The following is a 24,124-nucleotide window of genomic DNA, read 5'->3' as shown; positions in this document are numbered from 1 at the left end:
ACAAACTCCTATCAATGTGTAATTTAAAAATCTAGTTGATTATATCTCAAACCGAGCGGCAGCGGAGCAGGACGATCGCATGGAGCCGTGACCGCAATATGCTTGCCGCTCTCCGCGCTGTCCAGAATGCCCAGCGTAACATCCAGCACGTGGCGGGAAAGCTCTCCGCTTGCGCGGTGCGGTCTGCCCGATTGGATCGCGTACGCCATGTCGGCCACGCCGATGCCGCGGCTGTTCTTCGAAAAGCCGTGCGAATATGGGAATTCTTTGACCGTGCCGTTCGCTTGCTGCAGGATCACCGCACCGTCGAACATGTTCGGATCGTTGACGACCAGATTGCCCTCGGTGCCGTAGATTTCGAGACGCGGCGTATAGCCGAAGCTCTCTTTGCCGACCTGCAGGGTTGCCGACACGCCGCCGTCGAATTCGAGCAGCGCTGATGCGTGCATCGGCGCGGTTACCGGTACCGTTTCGCCATAACGGGGCGACTTCGGATTCGTCACCGTAAACTCGCGGTTCACGTTGCCTACCGAGCCCGATACTTTGCGGACCGGACCGAGCAGGTTGACGAATGCCGTCAAGTAGTATGGCGCCATATCGAAAAGCGGATCCCAGCCGGTTTGCAAATAGTTGTGGAATTGCGGGCGCATCGCATCATACGCATTGCCCATAATAATCAATCCGCTTGCCGCATACGGCGTGCCGATCCAGCCATCTTCAATCAGCTTGCGGCTGGTTTGCAGCCCTGCGCCAAGGAACGTATCGGGCGCGATCCCGACGCGCAGCCCCTTTTCTTGAGCCAGGTTCAGGACGCGGTCCGCATCCTCGCGCGTCAACGCAAAAGGCTTCTCCGCGTAGACATGCTTGCCGGCATTCAGGATTTGCAGGTTCACTTCCGTATGAACGGTAGGGGAAGTCAAATTGATGACAATTTCAATTTCAGGAATCGCCAGCAGCTCTTCGACGGAGCAAGCTTTTGGAATGCCGAATTCCTCTGCGCGTTTCTGCGCAGTCTCGATAAACAGATCCGCAATGGCGACGACTTCCAATACGCCGCCGAACATGCCCGTACAGTTTTCCAAGTAGATGCCGCTGATTGCTCCGCTGCCGATTACGCCCACTTTCGTTTTACGCATACGTCCACCCTTCCTAATGCGAGACCATTGGTTTATTCTATTAAACTTTTACCTGTTCAACTTCTCCCTTGATGTCCTTAACTCCTTCTTTTGAGCACCTCAAAAATTTGGCTGAAGCGAGGATCGGATTTTATTTTCCCTGTTCTACTATGGTAAAGTTTGAATTAGCAATGTAGTGATGCACACGGAAAAATCGCACCTGGCGGATCGTCCGCCTACGGGGAGGCAGAGGAAGAATGGAGTTGGAGCGAAATTTACAGCTGCGATGCAGCGACGGCTCAAGCCGGTATGCCATGGAATGGACGCCTCCGGAGGGCCTTCCGGTTAAAGCCGTCATTTGCCTTGTCCATGGCATGGGCGAGCACATTGGCCGGTACCGGCATGTCGCGGATATGCTTACCGAGGATGGCTATGCTGTCCTCGGGTTTGACCAGCTCGGCCACGGACAGACGGATGGCAGGCGCGGACATACGCCTTCGTACGAGGCGCTGCTGATCGGGATCGATGCGATGCTGGTTGAGGCGAGGCAGCGTTTCCCTCGCGCGCCGCTGTTTCTGTACGGGCATAGCATGGGCGGCAATGTAACGCTGAATTACGTGCTGCGGCGAAAGCCGGAGCTGGCCGGCGTCATCGTGACGGGTCCGTGGCTGATGCTCGCCTTCAATCCGCCGCCGCTCCAGATCGTCATCGCACGGATCGTAAACCGTCTGTTCCCGACGTATTCGAACAATCGGCCGATGGTCGGCGACCACCTCACCTCCGATCCCGTCATGATCAAAAGGTATCAGGAGGACCCGCTCGGCCACGGCTCCATCACGGCGCGCTTCTTCCTCAGCGTGCAAAGCGCCGGCGCGTGGGCGCTGAAGCATGCGGCGGAATGGCGGTTGCCGCTCCTGTTGATGCACGGCGGAACCGACAAGGTCACCTCCATCAAAGCGAGCCGGCAGTTTGCCGATGCCGCGGGCAATTCTTGCAACTTCATGGAATGGCCAGGGCTGAAGCACGAGCTCCACAACGAGCTTGATCGCGACGCCGTGTTCGACGTCATGAAGGAGTGGCTCGACGAGCGCCTCGAGAAGTAACGGGCTGCCGGATTTCAATGAAAAGAGAGGGAACCATTCCCTCTCTTTTGCCCATTCCGCCAATTTCCCACCCTTGTGCGGTAACCATTACCGCTCTTGCACTGATTTCAGCCAAATTCCCACCCTTGTGCGGTAACCATTACCGCTCTTGCTCTCACTTTGTCCCGGCAAAGGCCGCCGCCCCCAAACTCTCAGCTTCATTCTCCCCATAAATTACCGCCGGAAGACAGTACGGCCTTAACAAAAAAAAGCCGGGAGCAAGCCGCGAAAGCGGCCTTCTCTCGACTTCCCCAAGCTTCCTCTACCCGAGCACGATCCGGTCGTCCGCCAGCTGGCGGCCGCTGATCCGCTCGAATTCGCCGAGCAGCTGCGGGACCGTCAGGTCGCGTTTGCGCGACTCCGGAATGTCCAGAATGATGCGGCCTTTATCCATCATGATCAGGCGGTTGCCGAGTCGGATCGCCTGCTCCATGTTGTGCGTGACCATCAGCGTCGTCAAGCTCATGTCGCGGACGATTTCCTCGGTCAAGTCCGTAATGAGCTCGGCGCGGGCCGGGTCAAGCGCTGCCGTATGCTCGTCCAGCAGCAAAATTTGCGGCTGCGTGAACGTCGCCATCAGCAGGCTGAGCGCCTGCCGCTCACCGCCGGACAGCAGGCCGACCTTCGCGCTCATCCGATCCTCCAGCCGGATGCCGAGACGCGACAGCTGTTCGCGAAACAGCTTGCGCTTAGCCGCGTTGGCCCCCCAGCCGAATCCCCGCGCCTTGCCGCGCTTGTAAGCCATCGACAGGTTCTCCTCGATGGACATCGTCGGTGCAGTGCCCGCCATCGGATCCTGGAACACGCGCCCGATCCAGCGGCTGCGCATGTGCTCAGGCAAGTGGTGGATCGCCTTGCCGCCGATGCGTACCTCGCCGATATCCGGCTTCATGACGCCGGATATAATGTTCATCAGCGTCGATTTGCCCGCGCCGTTGCTGCCGATAACGGTAACGAAATCGCCAGGCTCCAGCTTCAGCTGAATGTTCATCAGCGCGATCTTCTCATCCGGCGTCCCCGGGTTAAACAGCTTCGATACTTGCGAAATATCCAACATTACGATCGACCTCCCTGACTGCCGGCCGCGGCTATCAATTCCTGCGTGCGCCTGCGTGCGACGGACTTCTGTTTCATCGAGCGCCGAACGGTTGGAATGACCAGTGCCCCTACAACTATAACTGCAGTAATCAATTTCAGATCGGACGTATCGAGGAATTCCACGCGAAGCGCCAGCGCCACGATAATCCGGTACACGATCGAACCGAGAATAACGGCCAGCGTAGCGCGAACAACGCTGCGAATGCCGAAGATCGCTTCGCCGATAATAACCGACGCCAATCCAAGCACGATTGTACCGACGCCCATCGACATGTCCGCGAAACCGGATTGCTGCGCGATCATGGCGCCGGAAACCGCAACGAGGCCGTTGGAAAGGCTGACGCCGATGATTTTGGTCGTATCGGTATTTGCGCCGAGGCTGCGGATCATCCGTGCATTGTCACCAGTCGCCCGCAGCGCTAGCCCGAGATCCGTATGGAGAAACGCATCCAGGAGCAGCTTAACCATAATAACTACAATAGCCAGCACGAGCAGGTACAAGACCGTATTTCCCTCAATGGACGTAAACAGCGTATCGGTATTCACGAGCGAAATGTTCGGCTTGCCCATAATCCGCATATTGACGGAGTAGAGCGCGATCATCATCAGAATGCCGGCAAGCAGCCCGTTCACTTTCCCTTTCGTGTGAAGAAGTCCCGTAACGGCTCCTGCCGCCAGGCCGCAGCCAAACGCGCAAATGGTCGCAAGCAGCGGACTGCCGCCATTCGAGATCATGACCGCAGCAACCGCGCCGCCTGTCGTAAAGCTGGCATCCACGGTCAAATCCGGAAAGTCCAAAATTCGAAATGTAATATACACCCCGATCGCCATCAAGGCATAGAGCAGACCGAGCTCAACCGCTCCGGTCAAAGATTCCAACATGTCCGTTCGCCTCCCCATAAAGTGAAAACGGAGTGAGCGACAGCAATCGCCCACCCCGTCATCTTGTGATGTTATTGGATAATGTTGTTCGCTTGATCCTTCACTTCGTTCTTCATGTCATCGGTTACCGTAATGCCTTGGGCTTCGGCAGCCTTCAGGTTCATAATCAGATCCAGCTTGTCCGGCACCGTTACTTTCATGTCGCCGATCTTCTTGCCGTTCTTCAAGATATCGACCGCCATCTGGCCGACTTGGTAGCCGTGGTCGAAGTATTTGAAGCCGACGGTTGCAAAAGCGCCCTTCTCAACCGTATCGCGGTCACTCGAGAAGAATGGAATTTTGTTGTCGTTCGCCACTTTGATGATGGAATCAACTGAGCTGACCACCGTGTTGTCGAGCGCGATGTAGAGCGCATCCGCGCGTCCAACGAGCGATTCTGCCGCTTGTTTAACCTCGGAAGTCGCTGCCGCCGGCGCTTTCTCCAGCTTTATGCCGTGCGCCGAAAGGGCTTTTTCCGCAAGGTCGGCCATGATGACGGCATTCGGCTCGCCTTCGTTGATAACCATGCCGACTGTCTTCACGTTTGTGAAGTGCTTCGCGACAAAATCCATCAGCTGCGTAATTGCCGCAGGGTTCGTGTCGGATGCGCCGGATACGTTGCCGCCCGGCTTCTCCAGGTTGCTTACGATTTTAGCTGCGAGCGGGTCCGTAACCGCTGCGAACAGGACCGGATTTTCTTTCTCTTCTTGAACGACTGCTAGCGCGGAAGGCGTTGCGATGCCCAGCACGAGGTCGTAGTCTTTGGATGCGATTTTTTGAGCGATCGATAAATTATTGCTGGCGTCTGCCTGTGCGTTTTCCAGATCAACTTTCAGGTTGTCGCCTTCCGTAATGCCGGCGTCTTTCAGCGCGGCCAGGAAGCCTTCACGGGTTGCGTCAAGCGACGGGTGTTCAACATACTGCGAAATGGCGATCGAATAGCTTTTGGAATCCGCAGAATTACCGGAACCGGACGAATTTTCGTTCTTCGCCCCGCAGCCGGTTACCGCTACTAGAGCTGCTGCAGAAACTAGGAGAGTTGCTAGCATCTTTTTCTTCACAATCATTACCCCTTCTACTGTTGTTTGTCTACTAACCACGTTAACGCTAATATGCTTTCATCCATGAAAGCGCCAAAGAGTTATTCCTATTTTAATAGGGCGACACAAATTCGTCAATTTGTTGACACGATATCGGTTTAAATTTTTATCGAAGATGTTGAATTTTAATGCAATAATACACATATTATCCCATTTATCGGAGGATTTGCCACAGGATAAAAGAAGAGCCGTTAGGTGAGATAGGGGATCGACCCATAGCACCTGACGGCTCTTCTTTTTTTGGGATGGGATTTTGGCGGTTAGGCTTCCTGCACGTGGGATCGCTCCCGCTTCTGAAGCACATAGCCGATGACGATCACAAGCAGGCCGATGATGAACGGAAATACCGTTTCGGCATATTCCGAAATTTTGTGCAGTACCGAGGAAATCCCTTTGTTTTCTTCGAGCATCTCTCCGGCGGTGTAGCCGAGAATGCCCGCGCCCAAAAAGATGAAGATCGGGAACCTGTTCAAAAGCGACATGATCAACTGGCTGCCCCATACGATGATCGGAATGCTGAGCGCAATCCCGACGGACATCAGCCAAATATTATTTTTGGCAATGGAGGCGATCGCCAGCACATTGTCCAAGCTCATAATAAAGTCGGCTGCCACGATAATGCGGATCGCTTTCCATAGCGACTGCGCGCCTTCGATATCTTTGCTCTCTCCGTCATCCTTCAGCAGCTGTATCGCCACCCAGATCAGAAGAAGCGCTCCGGCCACTTGGATGAAAGGGATTTTTAGCAAGTAGACGGCAACCGCGGTCAGCACGATCCGCAGCCCGACCGCCGCCATCGCCCCCCACCAAACCGCTTTCTTCCGATGATTCAAAGGTAAATTGCGGCTAGCGAGCGCGATGACGACGGCATTGTCGCCGCTAAGCACGAGATTAACCAGCATAATTTGCGCAAGCAATAAAAGGTATTCCATCCCTCAAGCTCCTTACGTCACATAGATTCTCATAGTAGCCCATTATCGCATAGACACGCTAAAATTGTCTATTAACGTAAGGTGCCCGGTAATAGCGTGTTTTATGGTTTCGGCAGCGAAATAGCCTCCATGCTGGCTCTGACGGTTGATTTCATAGCAGCGGCTCTAGAGCGAATAGAAACGCTCACTATCCACAATATTATCCACAATGTACCCACATTTCCTCATTTTTCTGGGGATAACTACCCGAGTTATCCCACACCGCAGCTTTTTTTCGAGGCCCTGCCGCCAACTGCGCCTGCAGCGAGCTGTGGATTACTGCCTTGCGAGTGCTTATACAGCTCCTCGTAATAGCCGCCGCGCCTTAGCAGCTCGCGATGGTTTCCTTCCTCAATGATCGCGCCGTTCCTCATGACGATGATCCGGTCGGCGCCCATGATCGTCGAAAGCCTGTGCGCGATGACGAGCGTCGTTCTCCCCTTGGAAACGACGTTCAGCGCTTCTTGAATGAGCTGCTCGGAGTGCGAATCCAAGTTGGCCGTCGCTTCGTCGAGGATGAGGATTTTCGGCTTGAACACGATGATCCGCGCGAACGAGATCAGCTGGCGCTCGCCCGCAGACAAGCCGCTCCCGCGCTCCGACAAACGAGTGTCGTAGCCGTCCTTCATCCGCCCGATCAGCGTATCGGCGCCGACCAGTTTGCAGGCTTCGATGACCTGCTCCCGCGTAATCGTCTCGTCGAACAGCCGCACGTTGTCGATGATGCTGCCGGAATACAGATACGGTTCCTGCTGCACTAAGCCGATCAACCGGTGAAGCGTCTCCTGCGGCAGCTCCCGCACATCGGTGCCGTCGATGCGCACATGTCCTTCCTGCACTTCGTAGAAGCGGCAGAGCAGACTGATCAGCGAGCTCTTGCCCGCTCCCGTCGTGCCGACAATCCCGATCATCTCCCCGGGCTGCACATGCAAATCCAGCTTATGGATGACAGGAATGCCATCGTTGTAGCCGAATTTGACCCCGTCAAAATCAATCTTCCCCTTCACGGCCGAAACGTCCACATTCCGGACTTTCTCCGCATCCTGCACCTCAGGCACCGTATCGAAAATATTCCAAATCCGGTTCAGCGACACCGTAGCGGACTGCAGCGTATTCCACTGCTGCGAAATGTTGTTGATCGGCTGGAAGAACTGGCGGATATAAGTAATAAACGCGAAAAGCACGCCGAACGGGATGCTCTCTCCGAGCACCGCATTGCCCCCAAGCCATGTAACGAACGCAACGGACAGGTTGCCGAGCATTTCGAAAGAGCGGTTAAACAGCACGTTCGTGCGAATCTCCCGCATATTGGAGCGGAAGTAAAGCTGGTTTTTCTCATCGAACTGCGTCTGCTGCTCGCGTTCCTGATGGAACACTTGAATGATGCGCATCCCGGCCAAATTTTCCGCTACGAACGCTACGAGCCGCGACAAATTGGTTCTTGCCATCTGGTAGGTCCTGCGCATGTAAGAGCGAAATGCAAAAGCATTCAGCGCAATAATCGGCAGCAAAACGAGGCAGTAAAGCGTCATCTGCACATCGAGCTGAAACATTAACGCAATAATGAATAAAAGCGTCAAGCCGTCGCGCAGCACGCTGAGCAGCACCGAGGTGAAGAACTGGTTGAGCGACTCCGTATCGCTCGAAACATGCGTAATGAGACTGCCGCTCGGCACGCGGTCGAAATAAGACATGGACTGCCGAGTAATATGGCGGAACAGTTTCTTGCGGATGGAGGCGACAATGCTTTGGCCGGCCAGCTGCATCAGGTTATTTTGCAAATAAGAAAAAACAAAGCCAAGAACCGAAAGAAGCAAATAAATGCCTGCAATGATGAAGAGCGTCTTCGCGCTGCGATCGCCTGCCATGAGGTGATCGTCAATCGCCACTTTAACCAAGTAAGGCTGCAGTAAATCCGCCGCAATCGCCACGATAATACAGCCGAACATCGCCAGAAAAGTCTTTCGGTGCGGCTTCGCGAACTGATACAGGCCCTTATAAGCCGCTTTGTTCGGCCGATTGTTCGAGTGAGCCGCGAGATCCGCGCCCGAATCCGTTTGTCTGATATCGATCGCTTTAGCCAACGCCGCTTCCCTCCTCTTGAATCGCATGCAGCATCGCATAGATGCCGTCCTGCTGAAGCAGCGAATGATGTGTTCCTCGCTGCACAATCCGTCCTTTGTCCAGCACGATGATTTCATCGGCATGCTTGAGCGCGCTGATGCGGTGGGCGATGATAATCGTCGTTTTGTTCCTGCGCTGCTTGCGTATCGTTTTAATAATGGCCGTCTCGGTGACGGCATCGACAGCGCTCACGCTGTCATCCAAAATCAAAATCGGCGCATCCATCATCATGCCGCGCGCAAGCGCGGTCCGCTGGCGCTGCCCACCGGATAGCGTTACGCCCCGTTCGCCGAGCTTCGTCTCGAAGCCATCCGGGAAGGACATGATGCTGTCGTGAATTTTTGCATGTTTAGCCGCCTTTTCCACCAGGGACAGCTCAGCGCTGCGCTTGTAGAAGGCAATGTTATCGCGGATCGTCGAGCTGAACAGAAAGCCGTCCTGCGGCACATAACCAATGCCGCCGCGCAGGTTCTCAAGCGTTAAGCTGCGCACGTCCTTGTCGCCGATCGTTATCGAGCCGGCCGGCGGATTGTAGACGCGAAGCAGCAGCTTAATGAGCGTGGTCTTGCCCGAGCCGGTCTTGCCGACGATGCCGAGCGTCTTGCCGGGCTCAAGGCGAAGCGAAATGTGCTGCAGCGCTTCTTCCGGCGAATCCGGATATGTGAAAGACAGATCATTGACGGCGAGCACCTCACGCGACCAATCGGCCTCGACGGCGGACGGCTCCTCTTCAATCTCCGGCCGCTTCGCCAGCAGATCGTTCAGCCGCTGGACGGAAGCTCGGGAACGCTGAATCGTATTAATCACGTTACCGATCGCCTGCAGCGGGTTAACCATCATCCGCACGTAGAGCGTCAAGGCGACGAAGTTGCCGAGGGTAATTGCGCCCGCGAGCGCGAGATAACCGCCGAAGGCCAGCGCAATGATCAGCGACAGCGCCCCAAGAAAAGGAATGAGCGCCTGAAAATAAGACGAAATCCGCACGAGCTTCAACTGGTTATCCTTAATCCGATCGACCGTCCGGCCGAACCGCTCGTTCATGATGTCTTCCACCGCGAATTTCTTCGTGACCCGGATGCCGCCGAATTGCTCCTCCGCCGATTCCGTCATCGCCCCCAGCGACTCCTGCACCTCAAGAGAGCGCTTCCGAATACTCGGACCGATACGGACCACGACCCAAGGAATGAAAATTAGCGGCGAAATACAAACGAGAATCTGATATACCGGAATGTTACTCAGAATCATCATGACGATGACGGAAATGATCAGCATTGTGGCGTTTGCCGTCTGGTTGACGCCCATCGCAATCGATTCCCTGACCGTCGTCACGTCGTTCATCACGTAGCTAAGCAGCTTCCCGACGCCGTTCTTGGAGTAATATTGCTCGCCGAGCTTGGTGAAATGGCCGAAAAGCCTTCTGCGCGTAAACCACTCAAACTTCCTGCCCACGTACATAATGTGAAATTGCCCGATGCCGCCCAGCACGCCGTACGCGACGCCGACCCAAATCAGAATTAAGCTGTAATGCAGTACGGCGTCCTTCGTAAGCCCGCCAAGCTGAAGCTGGTCGGTGAAATTGCCAAGTACCTTCGGATAATATGCCTGAAATAGATTTGCCGCAATCGAAAACGAGATGCCGGATGCGTAGATATACCATTTGGCACGAATATACGACGTAAGTAATCCCCGCTGGCCTTCCATGTAACAGCTCCTCTCCATTCCCATGAATTGCATATTTTCACACAATTTTAGAACCATATTTCCGCATACGCTTCCAGATTTATCAAGGGAATGCAACTTTGTAGGACGATGAAAAATTCACAATTATCACACAAATTACTCAGCAAAAAAGCCTCTACCGGAGGCCGGCATTTAGAGGCTTTAAGTGACGGCTAAATTAAGTGCTGCCTTGAACGGCGAGACGGATCTCAATCCCGGACGGGTCGCGTACGATGATCGTGCCGCGGTCGGTTCGCAGCGGGACGCTTGCGGCTTGCAGCCGCGCGAAGAGCGCCATTTGAGCTTCTTCCGTTGGAAGAACGATTTGAAAATACGCCAGGCCCGGCGCCGTTTCCGGAATGAGCGGTGCGCCGATACCGGCCCAAACGTTGAGCCCGATATGATGGTGATAGCCGCCTGCCGCGATGAAGAGGGCGGAATCCGCCATTTGCGCGACAAGCTCGAAGCCCAGCACATCCGTATAGAAATGCTCGGTCGTCGGCAGCTCGGTCACATGCAAGTGGATGTGGCCCATCGTCGTGCCCGCAGGCAGACCTTCCCACGGCGCATCCCCGGCTTCCGCCAGCAAGTCTTCCCGGTCTATGGGCTCTAGACCCATCACGATGTTCCCGTTCGCATCCCGCTTCCATTCCTCGCGCGGGCGGTCCCTATAAATTTCGATCCCGTTATTGTCGGGATCCGAGATGTACAGCGCTTCGCTCACGAGATGATCGGAATGTCCGACATGAATGCCGCTTGCCAGGAGGTTTCGCAGCGCAAGTCCAAGCGCTCGTCGGTCCGGCACAAGCAGGGCAAAATGATAGAGCCCCGCCCCCGACCGGCGCGGCAGAGGCGCCGCATTCGGAATTTCCCGTAAATGCAGCAGAGGCGCAGAACCGCCGGATACGCCAAGCGCAGCCGTACCTTCACCGCGTTCAAGCACCTGAAGCCCGACAACTTCGCGGTAAAAAGCGATCGAACGCTCTAATTGGCTTACCCGCAAATGCACGCTGCCGATTCTAGCCCCAGCATCAATTACAAACGACATTCCGATCACCTCATTGTTATAGATATTCCGCTACGATCTCTTTAATCCGGTCAAGTCCTGCCCACATGTCGCCGGGACCGTCGTAGATGAGCACGATCGCCCCGTTAAACTTAGCGGTGCGGACCGTTTCGAGACACCGGATAAATTCTTCGCGATCCGGCAATCCGTCGCCGTCGTACTGCGCTTTGGCGTGAACGGAAACGCTGCGCGGCAAGGTCAACGCGAACTCTTCGTACTTGGTCGGATACTTGAAATTGCCGAAGTCCGTAATAAAATCGGCCGCGTCGCCGACACGCTCAAGCAGCTTCACGCAGGATGAGCCGGTGGACGTAAGCGCTTTGAAATTTTCGGAAATGACGCGTACGCCCTTCTCCGTCGCATAGCGGCCAAGCTCGATCAGCGCATCTGCCGACATGCGGATCGCTTCGTCCTGATCCGGCTTGGCATCGCCTGCAATAATGCGAATTTGCTTCGCGCCTGCCAGCGCCGCGATATCGATCCATTCGCGCATGAACCGGATATCCTCTTCGCGCTTCATTGCATCCTCCGACGTCAAATCGCCGTAATCCAGCAGCAGCGTGTCAAAGGACAGGTTCGCGGCGCTGAACGCTTCCCGCAGCTGATGCAGATAAGCAGGCTCTACGGAAGGAAAATGAAAATGGCATACCTCGGCAGCTTGGTAACCCCTTCTTGCGAGCTCGGCGGGCAGCTCCAGCAAGGTGAGCGCCTGCGGCTGTTCTTGCACGCTTTGCTCATGCTTGCCGGTCTCGGCATTCCATGCCGTAAACCGCAGCGGACCGAGTAAGCGATGCAAGCTCCATGTACTAACGGATAAATAAGACACTGTACTACCTCCCCGATATGTGGATTTTTCATGAACACGAAATGTCTTTATCGTATCACAATCCGGAAAGTTTACCAATTTCGGGAAGCCGGAAAATAACCGATTTGAGGCCCGAATGGGGCAGTGATCCTTAGTGATCCATCCTTTTTGGCGTTTTGCTTATTCTTGTAAGTAGACACGCGGCTTGCAAGATTGTAAATACGCATTTCCATTTGGAAGCCCCGGCGGTTTTTCTTCCGGCTAACATGTTCATGGGAGGGTTCCTGGTATATAATACGGGTTGACTCTACTTGACTCATACATAACCTTCTGAATAATGGGGGAATGGATATGGATATCATCCAAATTGCGATGCATTTGATCGACGAGGATACCGACCAGCCGCGCTATCAGTTTGACGAGGAAGCGCTGCAGGAACTGATGAAGAGCATCGACGAGCTCGGTCTGCTCTCCCCGATCAAGGTGCGGACGACTGCAAGCGGGCGTTATAAAATCATCTACGGCAACCGGCGCTATAAAGCGAGCAAAATGCTCGGCAAAGAGACGATTCCCTGCATCGTATCGAATGCGACCGATGAAATGGAAATTTATCTCGAACAGATCGCAGAGAATTTGACGCGCGAAGGCTTCTCGCCGATCGAGGAGGCGGAAGCGTTCCATAAGCTGATGAACGAATCGAGGTTCAACAGCTCGATCAAATATCTCTCGAGCAAGCTCGGCAAGCCGGAGAGCTATATCAAAAACAAATGCGAGCTGCTGAAATTCGGAGGCTCCGTGCGCAAGCTGATCGTGAGCGGCACGGAAATCCGCAAGGATAAGCTGACCGAGGATCAGCTGCTGCCGATCAAGGATTTGCCGATCGAGCACCGCGATCCGCTCGCGCTCATTATCGCAAGGGACGAGCTGCCGGTCAGCGATGTGAAGAAGATCGCGAAGCTGTTCAAGGACAAGGACATTTCGTCCGGCACGAAGGACAAGCTGCTGTACAAGACCGGCCATGAGCTGCTGCAAACGTGGTCGACCGTGCAGCAGAACAAGGCGGAACGCGAGCGCGCCGCGGAGCTGAAGGCGGAGAGAGCCGAGGCTGCTGCTGCGGCGAAGGCCGAGAAAGCGCGGCTGGCGGCCGAGGCGGCGGCGAGTGCCGAGGCGGCGGCGAGTGCCGAGGCGGCTAGCGCGACTGGCGGTGCAGCGGGCTCGGGCGCAGGCGGCACAGCGCCGGACGCGGGCGCGAGCAGCGCAGCGGCCGCGGTTGCGAGCGGCCGCTCGGCGGGAGCTGCGCCGGGCGCAGGCGCAGCCGAGGCGCCGCTCACGGCGGACGCAGGCGCAGCTGCGGCGGCCCCAAGCGGCGCCGCCCTTGCCGCGGCAGCCGCCGAGGCGGCGACGGCCGCAAGCTCGGGCGCAGCTTTGGCGGCTGTGCTCGAGGAAGCGCGGCAGCTGTTGTCCGCGCTTCCTGCACCGGACCGCATGCCGGATACGGCGGCGTCCTACGAGCAGCTGAATGCTTTTGTCGCTGGCGTCGACCAGCTGCTGATTGAGCTGGAGCAGCGCGGGGCAGCCTGGCGCTCCCTCCGCGAACAAGCGGCTGCCCGCGCGAACGGACTGCTGCTATAACCTATTGCCTATTGGACGGCCTCCTGTGGTACTATTAGCAGGAGGTTTTCTTCAAGCATTTTTTTAGACGAGAAAGCGAGGATATATCCGAAATGAGAGTTGTTATCCTAGGCGGTACCGGCAATATTAGTACAAGCATTGTTCGTCTGCTGGTGGCGCAAGGCCACGAGGTAACCTGCTATAACCGCGGCCAAAGCGCCGTTCAATTGCCCGAGGGCGTTCGCATCATTAACGGCGACCGTCAAGATCGGGAAACATTCGAGAAAACGATGCAGCAGGAGAAATTCGACGCAGCCATCGATATGATCAGCTTTAACAAAGAAGATGCGGAGAGCAGCATCCGCGCGTTCCGGGGCGTGAAGCATTTTGTCCAATGCTCCACCGTTTGCACGTACGGCGTCGAGTATGAATGGCTGCCTGTCAGCGAGGATCACCGGCTTCGTCCGATCAGCGGATACGGCCAAGGCAAGGTTGATGCCGATAAGGCGCTAATGGAAGCCTATTACCGCGAAGGCTTCCCGGTCACGATTCTGAAGCCGTCCACGACATACGGCCCGGCCATCGGCATTCTCCGCCAAGTGGCGTGGGACTTCACATGGATTGACCGCATTCTTAAAGGCAAGCCGATTCTGATCTGCGGCGACGGCAAAGCGCTGCACTCCTTCCTTCATGTAGACGATGCGGCAAAAGCTTTCGTCGGCGTTCTCGGCAAGGCCCACTGCGTCGGCCAAACGTATAACGTCGTGCCTCGCGGGTTTATTACGTGGGAAGAACATCATAAGCTGGCGATGAAGGTGCTTGGCAAAGAAGTCGAGCTCATCGGCGTGCCGCTGCAAACGTTGAAATCGATCGATTCGGGCCGCTTCGGCATTTGCGAAGAGATTTTTGCGCACAACGACTACTACAGCTGCGAGAAGCTGATGCGCGATGTGCCTGAATTCGTGCCGACGGTATCGCTCGAAGAGGGCATGCGCCAAGTGTTCGACGTAATGAAGCAAGAAGGCCGTATCCCGAACTCCGATAACGAGACGTGGGAAGACGAAATTATCGCAGCGTGGCACGGAGCTTTTGCACCGCTGGCCAACGCCGCTAAAGCGTAATAAAACGGAAAGACCCTGAAGGCTCGCGGCTGCGCGGCCTCAGGGTCTTCTTTTCGTTAAGGGAGCAGCAATCGGTCCAATCCGATCGCGCTGATCAGCATCCGTTCCTTTTTACCGCCTAACAACTGCTGTGTCCAATCGACGTAGCCGCCATCGCCAATGTAATGCACCTGACCGCCAATCGTCGTCTTAATAGTAAACTGCAATCCTTTATAATACGCGTTGCCGTTCGGCTCCGGGTTGACGGTAACCGCCAGCTCCGGCGCCTGCTCCGCCAGGAACCGCACCGTTCGGGCGAGCAGCTCCTCCCCGTCGGGATAACCGGGACGGGCATTCAATATAATCTCGATCCCGGCCCCAAACTGCGTCTGGAACATATCGCGGTAAACCGAGATATGCTCCCACAACGCCTGGATCTCAAACGAGTAAGAGCCGCCGTCCCGTCCGGCGGTCACCATCGCATAAAGGCCGAAATGCGGCAAAAAGCCCGGCGCATCCGGAAATTTCTGCGCACGCACATGACGGTGGGTCGTACAGTAGCGGAGCAGGTCCGGCTCATTCCGCAGCTTTCCCGATTTGATGCCGTCCGCGATATGCAGCGCGATCAGGTTCGTGACATCCGCCACGACCTCCGTTCCCCGGAGGGCGGAAATGATTTTGTTCTGATCAGCCGGCGCGATCGCCGAGCAGGAGCCGAGCGGCGCGACAGGCGACAACTGCACCGGCTCGAACGCATGCCGCTTCGCGATCCGCAGCAGATCGATCTCCAGCTGCTTCAGCGCAAGCGGGTCGACGACGGCCGGCTTCACGAAGCGGTTCTCTTTGTAGCTGCGAAGAAGCTCGACGGGAGACCGCCGCGCCGCGCGCCGCCGGAACACCTCCAGCAGCAGCGTGTTGAAATCCGAGCCGGACAGTCGTTCGGCTAACGTCTCGATGAGCCCGTCCTGCCCCAATTCCCCGAGAATTCGGGCGAGGTCGCCCCGATCATTCTTTTTTTCTGTCGTCATGCAGGTTCCCCCCTCTTCCATTATTTAAACCCGAGTATACCCTATCCAACGGGGGAAAAGGAACAAGGCTGCCGTCTTCTGACAGCAGCATTTTTCGTGGGGGCAGCAGATCCATTTGCGCCAGTTATTGAATTATTGGCAGAAGGCTAAATGCGAGACCTTGCCAGTTGCTTTCGCCATTTTCAAATAGTCGGCGATTGTGTCTGGCAATCTTACCGAAGAGCCGCAATGTAGAACGAGCGTCCATTTGGGACACATCTTTGTCGAGATGCTCAGAGAGCAGCTCGTCAAGAAGAGCGCGAACCGAATTCCGGTCCCAAAAAGCCGCGTTCATTTCGCAATTGCCGAAAAGAGAATAGTGATGCAGGTTGCATGAGCCAACAGTGCCCCATTCTCCGTCGACTAGCATAAGCTTGGAGTGAATCCAAACCGGCTTACGGATACCATCGTCTCCTAAACCGGCGATGCCTGCTAATGTGAAATTACCGAATGCCGCTAGATTGGACAATTGTTCAGGGGCTTTGTCTTCCGCCGGCACTACGACAACAATTTCCACGCCGCGCAGCAGAGCTTGATGCAAGCACTCGATGATCTCCGGAACCGCGACATACTGGTTCTCGATATATATCGAAGTACGGGCTGCTTCTATTGCAGAGCAATACTGGTCAAAATTCGAGAGTTCGCCTGCTTCAATAGGAAAGGCAGAGCCTTGAGGCGCCGCATGTCTGTTGGCAAGCCGACCGCTATGGATCGTCCGCTGAATTTGAACGATGGCGTCTCCTCTTCGGCAAGGTACCCTTGTCGGAAATGCAAGATCGATTTCGCTGCCCGCGCCCCATCGTCCATCGGGCTGAACCCGTTCACTCGCTTCGTTCCAGCGCTGCACAAAATTATGATGGACATCGACCGTTGAGGGTCCGGCAAGCTCTATATACACATCATGATTTTGGCCTTCGCCGCGATGGCCGGGCGCGACCACTGAATGGGGATTGAGATTGATTCCTCCTAGAAACGCGGTCTCTGATTCAGTTCCGGCATCGATAAGCCAACTCTTCTGATGTTGGCAATATCCCGGCTGGGCTCGATCCCAACGGACGAGAATGGATGAATGGCTTGCTCTCAGCCTCTCGAAATGTTCAGAGTTCCCCCAAAAAGCATTTGTTTTCAGGTATTCCGTTTCTCGATCGGGGCGCCAGAAGATGACGCGAACGTCTATGCCTTTTTCGGCGGCCCGATTAAGGACATCGAGCGGCGTACCTCTTCCGTCCGGCATCCGGCACGTCGCCCACATAAACGTTACAGTTGCCCAAACGCTATGTTTTGCATGTTCAATCGCCTCGCAAACGCGGCGGAATGCAGGTTCTCCGTCGATGAGCGGGTACAGAACATTTCCGGGGCGAACGGGGTATGATGCACTCTGAGGGGGTGGGATGACTAAAGAGCTTATCGCCAAACGCTCGATCCAGCCCGGGTTGCCGCCGGCGGTCCGCATGCTTGCGAGCAGCCACCGCTTAGATCGTTCGTCAGTCACACGTCTGCAGTACACATCAAAATCATGCTCGTCCTCCGGCCGAGTACTCAAGCTTTTGAACAAGAGCTGCCAAGCCGGATTAACATAGGGCCAGGCGGCATCCCCTAAGGCGAAATCGCGAAGCGCCATGCGGATGGCCCGGTTTTTCCGAAAAATCACTTCATCGCCTTCCCGCTCGGTCACCAAAATCTCCAGAAACTCGCCGCCTTTAAATAAGTGCAGGCAATATCTCGGAAGTTCCATATCCGCGGGCGAGCGATAGGGAATCAGCCGGTGCTCGCCGGGTACCGCGACCTGAATATCCCATTCATGAAAATAGCCGACAGCATACGCGAGGTCCTCTCTGAACACGCAAATGTCCATGTCCTTATGCGTCCGGGTTTCCTCGCCGACGGCCATATCGATCGTCCAGCCTCCTGCAATGTACCAGGGCCGGCTAAACGCGGCCATGACTTGCTCTATATGCCGAAGCGCAGCAGCCCGCTGCAAATTGCCGCTCACCTGTCTACCTCCCCGCGTTCTCGTTCATTCCTGCTCGTCTACCCTTGCAATGATCCATCTCGCGAGTTCATCCCAATTTTTCCCGTCCGTATTGACTTCCATCGTCGCTACCTTGGACATACGCGCTTGCGCGCGCAGCTGCTCCTGGGTTTCCAGCAGTTCCCGGCATGCCTGCCCGATCTCATCGCGAGGTTTACCGGCCCATTCTGCCGGAACCCGGCTCTTGATCCGCTCTTCCGCTACCTCAGGCGAAATCGTTAGCAGGACGCATTTTCCGCCAAGCGCCGCCAGGTCCTCTTCAATGCCCGTAATTTCGGCAGGATCCGCATCTGCAAAAGCGACCCGGTGATTCAAATGGAACCTCTCCAGCACAAAAAACAACCCTCTAGATTTCCGTGAATGCGGTCCGAGCTGTACCGCCCACTCATTCAACTGCTTCAGCATCCCGACCCGGCTGCGCAGCAGCTCCAGATGCTCCTCGCGCGACAGCCTGACGAACGACCCGCGTACGAGATTTAAAATTTGCGAATAGTGCTCGCCGAGAACGACAACGCTGCTCTCCGCGGCCCCGTCCTCCGCCTGAAGCCGCTTGATGGCCCGCAGCAGCGAGGTTTTGCCTGCATTGGAGAAGCCTTCTAGAATGATGCCCCTGATGTTCAATCTGCTCTAGCCTCCTTTACGCGCAGCAAACGTTAGCCAATTGCCTCTAAACTCGATCACGCGGCCGTTCTTTTGTTCCACGATGCTTTGCGGAATCCAGCGTTCGATGCGGATCTCCCAATCCCGGTAAAGATCTCGCAGCATCCGGACCGCCTCTTCGGTATCCAAATAAAGCTCGATCATGCCTTGGCGCGCCGCGCCAAGCTCGACATCGCTTTCTATTACGCTGGTACTCATCTGCAGGCAATTAATTCCGCCAGGTCTCGTGCCTTGCATCATCCGCTTCACCACTGCTGCAAAAGCATCGCGGCCAGAAACATGCTCCAGACACGAACAAGCAACGATGTAGTCGTACGTATCCCGTTCGATCGCAAGGTGCTCGACGTCCGCAACTGCCGTTTGCAGCATAGAACGAACGTCATATTGCTCCGCATACTGCTCCAGCTTCTGAATGGCAATGGGCAGCAGATCGACGCAAACGATCGTTCCGCCGGCGTTCCGCTTCAACAGCTGCGCCATCGGTATGCTATTGCGTCCAATGCCGCATCCCAGATCAAGCACGTCCAGTCGCTCACCCTCGTCGAATTCCAACAGCTGCTCCATGACGGCCTTTACCGGCTTGGCCAGCCAGGTTCCGGGTTCAAACAGCAGCGTCTTGCGATAGAGCGTTGCATGGTAGTCGATTTCTTGCGCTCGCGCTTTCTGAAAATGAGTCATCTGTTGCCACTCTCCTTGCTACTCCGTCTGAAACCGCAGCACGTAAACGTCTTTATAGCTTTTAATCGTTTCTTCCACATTGGAGCTGGTGCTCATCTCGTTCTTGCCGTTATCCAGCACGATCACGCCTAATGCCTGCGGGCCGTTTCCCGTCTCCGTCCATTCGTTGACGAGCGGATAATTCATGCTGCTGTCGAACGTCATATTTAAAGCCGTGTACTTGGCACTGTAGACGCCCCTTCTGCCTTGCCTTACCCCCAGCGTCCACAGCTCCTTGTTATCCTCCAGCTTCATAGCCGTCAAATAGAGTCGGGTCAATTCGCCCTCCGGAGCATCCGTCAGCTGGCCGATCGCCATCGCGAGCAGCTTCTCTTTAAAGACGCCATCGACGTAATGATCCGTCCAGAAGCTCAGCTTGCCGAACTTAGCGATATCGCGCAATTCGAAAATCATAATCCGATCCGCGCCGGCAGCTCTTATAACGGAATAGTCCGTATCGGAAATGGTTACTGCTTTTACTGCCGCCGTCTCGGCCGTTATGGTCTCTATCGAGCTTGGTTCGGGCTCGGGTTCGACTGCATGATTTGCGTTACAGCCACCAAGCAGCAAAACCGCCAACATCAGCGGCAGCAGCATGTTCGCCATCTTCATCGTTCTAATCCTCCCGTATGCGCAGGTAGATCCTCTTTGGATTGGTTTATTCTGTTAACTATTCGCAAACGAATGAAGAATTTCCTTTTTTTAGAGAAAAAAGCCGAGTCCAAGGGCAATTTAGCCCGAGAACTCGGCTTTATTAACTCATTAACACGGCTAACGAACTCAGATGACGTTATTTCGGCAAAATAGCCTCATTCGGAAATCTAACGAACCTCAGAGACGCTATCCCAGGCCAAACTCGCGAAAATCGGCCCGAATCGGCAGAATAGCGTCACCTGGATTCGTTAGATTCAAACAAGGAGCGATTTCGGCGAAATAAGGTCAATACGGTTCGTTAGCCGCCGATGTGCTGGATGCCCGGCAAGTTTTTGGGCCGCTGCCCTTGCGGGTCAAGCCGCAGCCTTGCCGCAACTGCACGACGCTCAACATGGCGCCATCGCGCAACGCGCAATGCGGCGCAGCCGTTTCCGCTACCGCGCGGTACGCACCCACGGCGCAGCCCCGCCGTTTCCGCGCTGCGCCGCCTCGCGGCTGCCCCGGCTACGCTTCACGCTCCGGACGTCCGGCCATCCAGTCTTCAAGCGTTGCGACGCGCTCCGGATATTTGCCGCTCCGGCATAGGAAGCCTGCCCCGTGCTGCGGCATGGGGTCTTGGTCCGTCGGCTGATAGCGCAGATCGACGCTCCAGCGGACATGATCGGAATGGTTCGGCGTCGACATATGGAGCAGCCGGTCGTTGAACAGGATGGCGGTGCCTGCCTTGACCGGCAGCGTGACCGTTTGGCGTGGGCCAAGCTGGTGCTCGTGCAGCGCCGTATAGCCTGTGCCGCTGTACGTTTCCGCATGCCATTCAAGCAGCTTGGCGTTCTGGGTTCTCGGCTTAATGTGGAGACAGCCGTTCTCAAGGGTAGCATCCACGAATGAAATCCAGACGGTGATGACGGGATTGGCGTTGGAGTCCGGCCAATACGATTTGTCCTGATGCCATGGAACCGCTCCAGCGGCAACGCGCGGCACCTTCGGGCGCACATTGTAAACGGGACTGCAGAAAATTTCATCCCCGATGAGCGACTCGACCGCATCGATGATTTTCGGATTGCTTAGAAGGTGGTAGTAGCCTTCGATCCGGTCGCGCCAGCCTCGGCCAAACTTCAAAAAATCCTTATCCGTCAGTCCGTCGAAAAGCTTTGCCAGCCGGTATTTGAACGGCTCATTCTCCAGCTTATCCGTGATCAGCCCGTTCACGAATAGATCATCGGCAATCATGGACACCTTCTGTTCCATTGCCTGCCTCGGCGCCGCCATATCCTCGTCGTTTAGCAAATCTTCCAATACCAGATAACCGTCCCGGTTATACTGCTCAAGCTGCTCATTCGTCAAACCTCCACGCGTTTCGCGGTGTATAGCCATGCCACTACCTCCATAACATAGAGTCCTTTATGTGTTAACTATATCACCGCGCCGCTCAGCTGTATTTGGTCCCCCTTCCAAAAATTTATCAAAAGTTCCGCCTATCGAAAGCCTACTCTACCGTAATCATCGTATAGACCTCGCCGTTATAGCGGCTATCTACCACCGATTCATCAAGCGAAAAGTCGCAAAACGCCGAGATCAGATAGTTGCCCGGAGGCAGACGCAACTCCTTTTCCGCATAAAATTCACGCCAGAATTCGGCATCGGGATCATCCGCGCCGAAACCGCCGCTCTTGAAGAACGGATATTCAGTCGTAACCCCTTTTGCAAGCTTGGTAGAAGCCAGCTCCGACGTATTCGCCCCTTCCATCCGAAACGTTTTCCCGTCTGAAATGTTAAAACCGATGTACGTGCGGCCTCCCCATATCGTAATCGAGTCTTGTTCTCCGATATAGGTCAGGCTGGTTGAATAGACGATCGGCTCATCCTGGGCAAAGGTGGTTTTGGCAATGTTCAGCTTCATTTCGAACAAGTCGTCCTTATGCACCAGCTTCGGTGCAGACATCTTCGCCAATACGGCGGGATCGGCGGCGGCCTCTTCCTTCTCTTTGCGTCCGGAGCTTCCGCATGCCGACAATAGCAGAACAAACAGCAGGATGATGATCCTTTTCATCGATCGCGACCTCCCTGGTACAGTCTTCTTGATTTCAAGACGCTGCTCAGCGAGAAAAGGTTACCGCCCCCCTCTAGCTGCCCTCCCTATATTTCCGCGGCGTGACGCCGTTTACTTTCATGAACACGTTGTAAAAAGACGGCTCGCTCTGGTACCCGACGATCTCCGCAATCTCCTTCACCTGCAATTTCGTCGTGCGCAGGTAACGCTTCGCAGCCTCCATCCGGCAGTAAATGAGAAACTGGATGGGGCTGACGCCAATCTCGTCTTTGAACAGGTGCGCGAGATGATATTTGTTCAGATACGTTTCCTCGGCCAGCGACTCCAGCGTAAGCGGCGCGCTGTAATTTTCCTCGATAATCCGCTTTGCCTTCCAGACCGCTTCTTTAGCAGGCACGCGCGACCGTTCGGCAGCATCGCTATAGTGGGCAAGACGCGCCAGCTTGGCGAAGAGAATGCCAAGGTAATGGTTCGCGATTGTCTGCGACTCCGGCTCCTGCTTGCGAAACTCTGCAATGCAATCACGCATTAGCTTGCGAACGGCCGGCAGCTGGTCATGCAGCTGAAGCAGCGGCACCTCATGAGGAGGAAGAAAAAAGTCCGTCGCCAGCTCCCCGACTTGCAGACCGCGAAACCCGATATAGGTCGCGCGAAAAGGATGCTTCGTGGACAACTCCTTATGCCACACCCCACGGTGATAGATCAGCAGCGTGCCCGCCCCGGCCGTATAGCTTCTCCCGTCGATCTCAAACTCCCCTTCGCCCTCTTCGATCAGCAGCATCTCGCTGTTGGCGTCGTGCTTGTGCAGCTCCAGCATGAAGCAGTTCGCTCCGCCGCTCAAATCAAACGAACTGCCGCCCAGAAATACGGCCTGACTGCGAAAAATGGTCGGTTCCCCCACTTGATCACCCCCATGCAATATCGCAAGAATCGATAGCTTTTTGCCCAAGTTCTCTTATTGTTTCACCCGAATCGATGTCATACCCTAATATAGATAACGCTTGCAATCTATGATTACAGCATAATCCAGAACAAGAACGACGTACAACATTAAATAGTTTGCCAAGGAGCGTGCATGATGGTGCTCGAGTTCAAGAAGAGACAGCTGTCCGAGGAAAAATACGAGGCATGCGCCGTGTTCGACGTGAACGGCGATGGCATTCCCGACATCGTCAGCGGCGCCTATTGGTATGAAGGGCCCGGCTATGCGAAGAAGCATTTTATATGCGACGTGTTGGAAATCTCCGAATATCACGATGATTTCTCCGACTATCCGATGGATGTCGACGGCGATGGCCGGCTCGATATCATTACCGGCGCATGGTGGGGCGAAACGCTCCGATGGCGGCGCAATCCTGGCGAAACAGGCACTGCCTGGGAAACGTTCGACATCGACAAATGCGGAAGCATCGAGACGATCCGCTACTACGACATCGACGGGTGCGGGGTACCGGAGATCTTCCCGAATACGCCGGGCATGCCTCAGTCGTTCTACAAGCTTGTCCGGGATGCGGATGGGAAAGGAACCGGTGAGTTCCTTAAATACACCATTAGCGAAGGATCCAGCGGTCACGGCATGGGAATCGTCGATGTGAACGGTGACGGCCGCATGGATATTGTGCTGTCGGGCGGGTGGCTGGAGCAGCCCGAGGATCCTTTTGCCGGCTTGTGGACGTTCCATCCCGAATTCTCTCTGGGCAGCGCAAGCGTGCCGGTTCTCGGTTATGACGTGAACGGCGACGGACTGACCGACCTCATTGTCGGCCAAGCGCATGACTACGGGCTGCACTGGTATGAGCAAGGATGTGCCGCTGACGGCTCTAGGACGTGGACCAAGCACGAAATCGACATGACGGGCTCGCAGTTTCATGACCTATGGCTTGCGGATCTCGACCTTGACGGCGAGCCGGAGCTGATTACGGGCAAACGGTACCGCGCCCATAACGATGGCGATCCCGGGGCTCACGACCCTGTAGGGCTCTATTATTACAAAATAGATGGCGGCAAGTTTATGAAGCATGTGATCGATTTCGGGCCGGCTGGCGAGGCGTCGGGCGCAGGCATCTATTTTTGGGTGCAGGACCTGACCGGCAACGGCTACCCAGACATCGTCGCACCAGGCAAAGACGGTCTCTATTTATTTGAAAATCTCGGAAAAAGAGAGGATTAGCG

22 protein-coding genes are annotated in these 24,124 nt (G+C 55.5%); 4 read left to right on the top strand and 18 right to left on the bottom strand.

Annotated features, from left to right (window positions below; all coding sequences use genetic code 11):
• Positions 1 to 23 precede the first annotated feature (23 nt).
• Positions 24 to 1,136, bottom strand: coding sequence for a Gfo/Idh/MocA family protein (locus DL346_RS25545; RefSeq protein ID WP_112885221.1), 1,113 nt, complete (start codon positions 1,134 to 1,136; stop codon positions 24 to 26).
• Positions 1,137 to 1,372: 236 nt separating this feature from the next.
• Here DL346_RS25545 and DL346_RS25540 point away from each other — a divergent pair, with 236 nt between their 5' ends.
• Entirely contained in the window at positions 1,373 to 2,218 is an 846-nt protein-coding gene (locus DL346_RS25540; RefSeq protein ID WP_112885220.1) for an alpha/beta hydrolase, read from the top strand.
• Between the two features lie 301 nt (positions 2,219 to 2,519).
• Here the strand turns inward: DL346_RS25540 and DL346_RS25535 are convergent, their stop codons facing one another.
• The 8 genes from DL346_RS25535 to DL346_RS25500 form a co-directional block, all read right to left on the bottom strand.
• Positions 2,520 to 3,314 carry an ABC transporter ATP-binding protein gene (locus DL346_RS25535; RefSeq protein WP_112885219.1) on the bottom strand — a complete coding sequence of 265 codons (795 nt, stop codon included), beginning with the start codon at positions 3,312 to 3,314 and terminating at the stop codon, positions 2,520 to 2,522.
• Positions 3,314 to 4,237 carry an ABC transporter permease gene (locus DL346_RS25530; RefSeq protein WP_112885218.1) on the bottom strand — a complete coding sequence of 308 codons (924 nt, stop codon included), beginning with the start codon at positions 4,235 to 4,237 and terminating at the stop codon, positions 3,314 to 3,316. The genes DL346_RS25535 and DL346_RS25530 overlap by 1 nt, the downstream gene beginning before the upstream one ends.
• 71 nt (positions 4,238 to 4,308) lie before the next feature.
• Positions 4,309 to 5,343: an ABC transporter substrate-binding protein gene (locus DL346_RS25525; RefSeq protein ID WP_206098591.1), complete on the bottom strand. Its 1,035-nt coding sequence runs from the start codon at positions 5,341 to 5,343 to the stop codon at positions 4,309 to 4,311.
• 293 nt (positions 5,344 to 5,636) lie between these two features.
• Complete coding sequence (locus DL346_RS25520) at positions 5,637 to 6,308, bottom strand: TerC family protein (RefSeq protein ID WP_112885217.1); 672 nt, start codon at positions 6,306 to 6,308, stop codon at positions 5,637 to 5,639.
• A gap of 251 nt (positions 6,309 to 6,559) precedes the next feature.
• The gene (locus DL346_RS25515; protein ID WP_240633420.1) at positions 6,560 to 8,431 is read right to left on the bottom strand and encodes an ABC transporter ATP-binding protein; all 1,872 of its coding nucleotides are present in this window, start codon (positions 8,429 to 8,431) and stop codon (positions 6,560 to 6,562) included.
• On the bottom strand, positions 8,424 to 10,172 hold the full coding sequence (locus DL346_RS25510) for an ABC transporter ATP-binding protein (RefSeq protein ID WP_112885216.1): 1,749 nt from the start codon (positions 10,170 to 10,172) through the stop codon (positions 8,424 to 8,426). The genes DL346_RS25515 and DL346_RS25510 overlap by 8 nt, the downstream gene beginning before the upstream one ends.
• A 196-nt stretch (positions 10,173 to 10,368) precedes the next feature.
• Complete coding sequence (locus DL346_RS25505; protein WP_112885215.1) at positions 10,369 to 11,238, bottom strand: VOC family protein; 870 nt, start codon at positions 11,236 to 11,238, stop codon at positions 10,369 to 10,371.
• A 16-nt stretch (positions 11,239 to 11,254) separates the two neighbouring features.
• Positions 11,255 to 12,082, bottom strand: a complete 828-nt coding sequence (locus DL346_RS25500; protein WP_112885214.1) for a sugar phosphate isomerase/epimerase family protein — start codon at positions 12,080 to 12,082, stop codon at positions 11,255 to 11,257.
• Between the two features lie 330 nt (positions 12,083 to 12,412).
• Between DL346_RS25500 and DL346_RS25490 the strand changes: the two genes are divergently transcribed.
• Positions 12,413 to 13,693 carry a ParB/RepB/Spo0J family partition protein gene (locus tag DL346_RS25490; RefSeq protein ID WP_112885212.1) on the top strand — a complete coding sequence of 427 codons (1,281 nt, stop codon included), beginning with the start codon at positions 12,413 to 12,415 and terminating at the stop codon, positions 13,691 to 13,693.
• Between the two features lie 92 nt (positions 13,694 to 13,785).
• The gene (locus DL346_RS25485; RefSeq protein ID WP_112885211.1) at positions 13,786 to 14,793 is read left to right on the top strand and encodes an NAD-dependent epimerase/dehydratase family protein; all 1,008 of its coding nucleotides are present in this window, start codon (positions 13,786 to 13,788) and stop codon (positions 14,791 to 14,793) included.
• A 56-nt stretch (positions 14,794 to 14,849) separates the two neighbouring features.
• Here the strand turns inward: DL346_RS25485 and DL346_RS25480 are convergent, their stop codons facing one another.
• From DL346_RS25480 to DL346_RS25445, 9 genes are all read right to left on the bottom strand, one after another.
• A complete protein-coding gene (locus DL346_RS25480; RefSeq protein WP_112885210.1) occupies positions 14,850 to 15,800 on the bottom strand; it encodes a hypothetical protein in 951 nt (316 codons plus the stop codon).
• Positions 15,801 to 15,924: 124 nt separating this feature from the next.
• Complete coding sequence (locus DL346_RS25475; RefSeq protein WP_112885209.1) at positions 15,925 to 17,832, bottom strand: phospholipase D-like domain-containing protein; 1,908 nt, start codon at positions 17,830 to 17,832, stop codon at positions 15,925 to 15,927.
• 24 nt (positions 17,833 to 17,856) lie between these two features.
• Positions 17,857 to 18,492: an ATP-binding cassette domain-containing protein gene (locus DL346_RS25470; RefSeq protein WP_112885208.1), complete on the bottom strand. Its 636-nt coding sequence runs from the start codon at positions 18,490 to 18,492 to the stop codon at positions 17,857 to 17,859.
• 6 nt (positions 18,493 to 18,498) lie between these two features.
• The gene (locus tag DL346_RS25465) at positions 18,499 to 19,209 is read right to left on the bottom strand and encodes a class I SAM-dependent methyltransferase (protein ID WP_112885207.1); all 711 of its coding nucleotides are present in this window, start codon (positions 19,207 to 19,209) and stop codon (positions 18,499 to 18,501) included.
• Positions 19,210 to 19,227: 18 nt separating this feature from the next.
• Complete coding sequence (locus tag DL346_RS25460; RefSeq protein ID WP_112885206.1) at positions 19,228 to 19,860, bottom strand: hypothetical protein; 633 nt, start codon at positions 19,858 to 19,860, stop codon at positions 19,228 to 19,230.
• A 327-nt stretch (positions 19,861 to 20,187) separates the two neighbouring features.
• A complete protein-coding gene (locus DL346_RS29190; RefSeq protein WP_165822671.1) occupies positions 20,188 to 20,358 on the bottom strand; it encodes a hypothetical protein in 171 nt (56 codons plus the stop codon).
• Between the two features lie 48 nt (positions 20,359 to 20,406).
• Entirely contained in the window at positions 20,407 to 21,276 is an 870-nt protein-coding gene (locus tag DL346_RS25455; protein WP_112885205.1) for a phytanoyl-CoA dioxygenase family protein, read from the bottom strand.
• A 112-nt stretch (positions 21,277 to 21,388) separates the two neighbouring features.
• Positions 21,389 to 21,952, bottom strand: coding sequence for a hypothetical protein (locus DL346_RS25450; protein WP_112885204.1), 564 nt, complete (start codon positions 21,950 to 21,952; stop codon positions 21,389 to 21,391).
• Positions 21,953 to 22,025: 73 nt separating this feature from the next.
• Positions 22,026 to 22,853: a helix-turn-helix transcriptional regulator gene (locus DL346_RS25445; RefSeq protein ID WP_112885203.1), complete on the bottom strand. Its 828-nt coding sequence runs from the start codon at positions 22,851 to 22,853 to the stop codon at positions 22,026 to 22,028.
• 174 nt (positions 22,854 to 23,027) lie between these two features.
• On the opposite strand from DL346_RS25445, the gene DL346_RS25440 reads away from it, so the two are divergent.
• Positions 23,028 to 24,122, top strand: a complete 1,095-nt coding sequence (locus tag DL346_RS25440) for an FG-GAP repeat domain-containing protein (RefSeq protein ID WP_240633419.1) — start codon at positions 23,028 to 23,030, stop codon at positions 24,120 to 24,122.
• Positions 24,123 to 24,124 lie beyond the last annotated feature (2 nt).

Source organism: Paenibacillus montanisoli, from assembly GCF_003268025.1.
GTDB classification, from domain to species: domain Bacteria; phylum Bacillota; class Bacilli; order Paenibacillales; family Paenibacillaceae; genus Paenibacillus_Z; species Paenibacillus_Z montanisoli.
Note: the sequence above shows the minus strand (reverse complement) of the source record. Positions and strands in the feature narration are given on the sequence as shown.

Coding starts and splice junctions, on each gene's coding strand:
- DL346_RS25545 (WP_112885221.1), bottom strand. CDS start 1,136: ATGCGTAAAACGAAAGTGGGCGTAATCGGCAGCGGAGCAATCAGCGGC.
- DL346_RS25535 (WP_112885219.1), bottom strand. CDS start 3,314: ATGTTGGATATTTCGCAAGTATCGAAGCTGTTTAACCCGGGGACGCCG.
- DL346_RS25460 (WP_112885206.1), bottom strand. CDS start 19,860: ATGAAGATGGCGAACATGCTGCTGCCGCTGATGTTGGCGGTTTTGCTG.
- DL346_RS25505 (WP_112885215.1), bottom strand. CDS start 11,238: ATGTCGTTTGTAATTGATGCTGGGGCTAGAATCGGCAGCGTGCATTTG.
- DL346_RS25520 (WP_112885217.1), bottom strand. CDS start 6,308: ATGGAATACCTTTTATTGCTTGCGCAAATTATGCTGGTTAATCTCGTG.
- DL346_RS25450 (WP_112885204.1), bottom strand. CDS start 21,952: ATGAAAAGGATCATCATCCTGCTGTTTGTTCTGCTATTGTCGGCATGC.
- DL346_RS25485 (WP_112885211.1), top strand. CDS start 13,786: ATGAGAGTTGTTATCCTAGGCGGTACCGGCAATATTAGTACAAGCATT.
- DL346_RS25510 (WP_112885216.1), bottom strand. CDS start 10,172: ATGGAAGGCCAGCGGGGATTACTTACGTCGTATATTCGTGCCAAATGG.
- DL346_RS25540 (WP_112885220.1), top strand. CDS start 1,373: ATGGAGTTGGAGCGAAATTTACAGCTGCGATGCAGCGACGGCTCAAGC.
- DL346_RS25525 (WP_206098591.1), bottom strand. CDS start 5,343: ATGATTGTGAAGAAAAAGATGCTAGCAACTCTCCTAGTTTCTGCAGCA.
- DL346_RS25530 (WP_112885218.1), bottom strand. CDS start 4,237: ATGTTGGAATCTTTGACCGGAGCGGTTGAGCTCGGTCTGCTCTATGCC.
- DL346_RS25480 (WP_112885210.1), bottom strand. CDS start 15,800: ATGACGACAGAAAAAAAGAATGATCGGGGCGACCTCGCCCGAATTCTC.
- DL346_RS25455 (WP_112885205.1), bottom strand. CDS start 21,276: ATGGCTATACACCGCGAAACGCGTGGAGGTTTGACGAATGAGCAGCTT.
- DL346_RS25465 (WP_112885207.1), bottom strand. CDS start 19,209: ATGACTCATTTTCAGAAAGCGCGAGCGCAAGAAATCGACTACCATGCA.
- DL346_RS25490 (WP_112885212.1), top strand. CDS start 12,413: ATGGATATCATCCAAATTGCGATGCATTTGATCGACGAGGATACCGAC.
- DL346_RS25440 (WP_240633419.1), top strand. CDS start 23,028: ATGATGGTGCTCGAGTTCAAGAAGAGACAGCTGTCCGAGGAAAAATAC.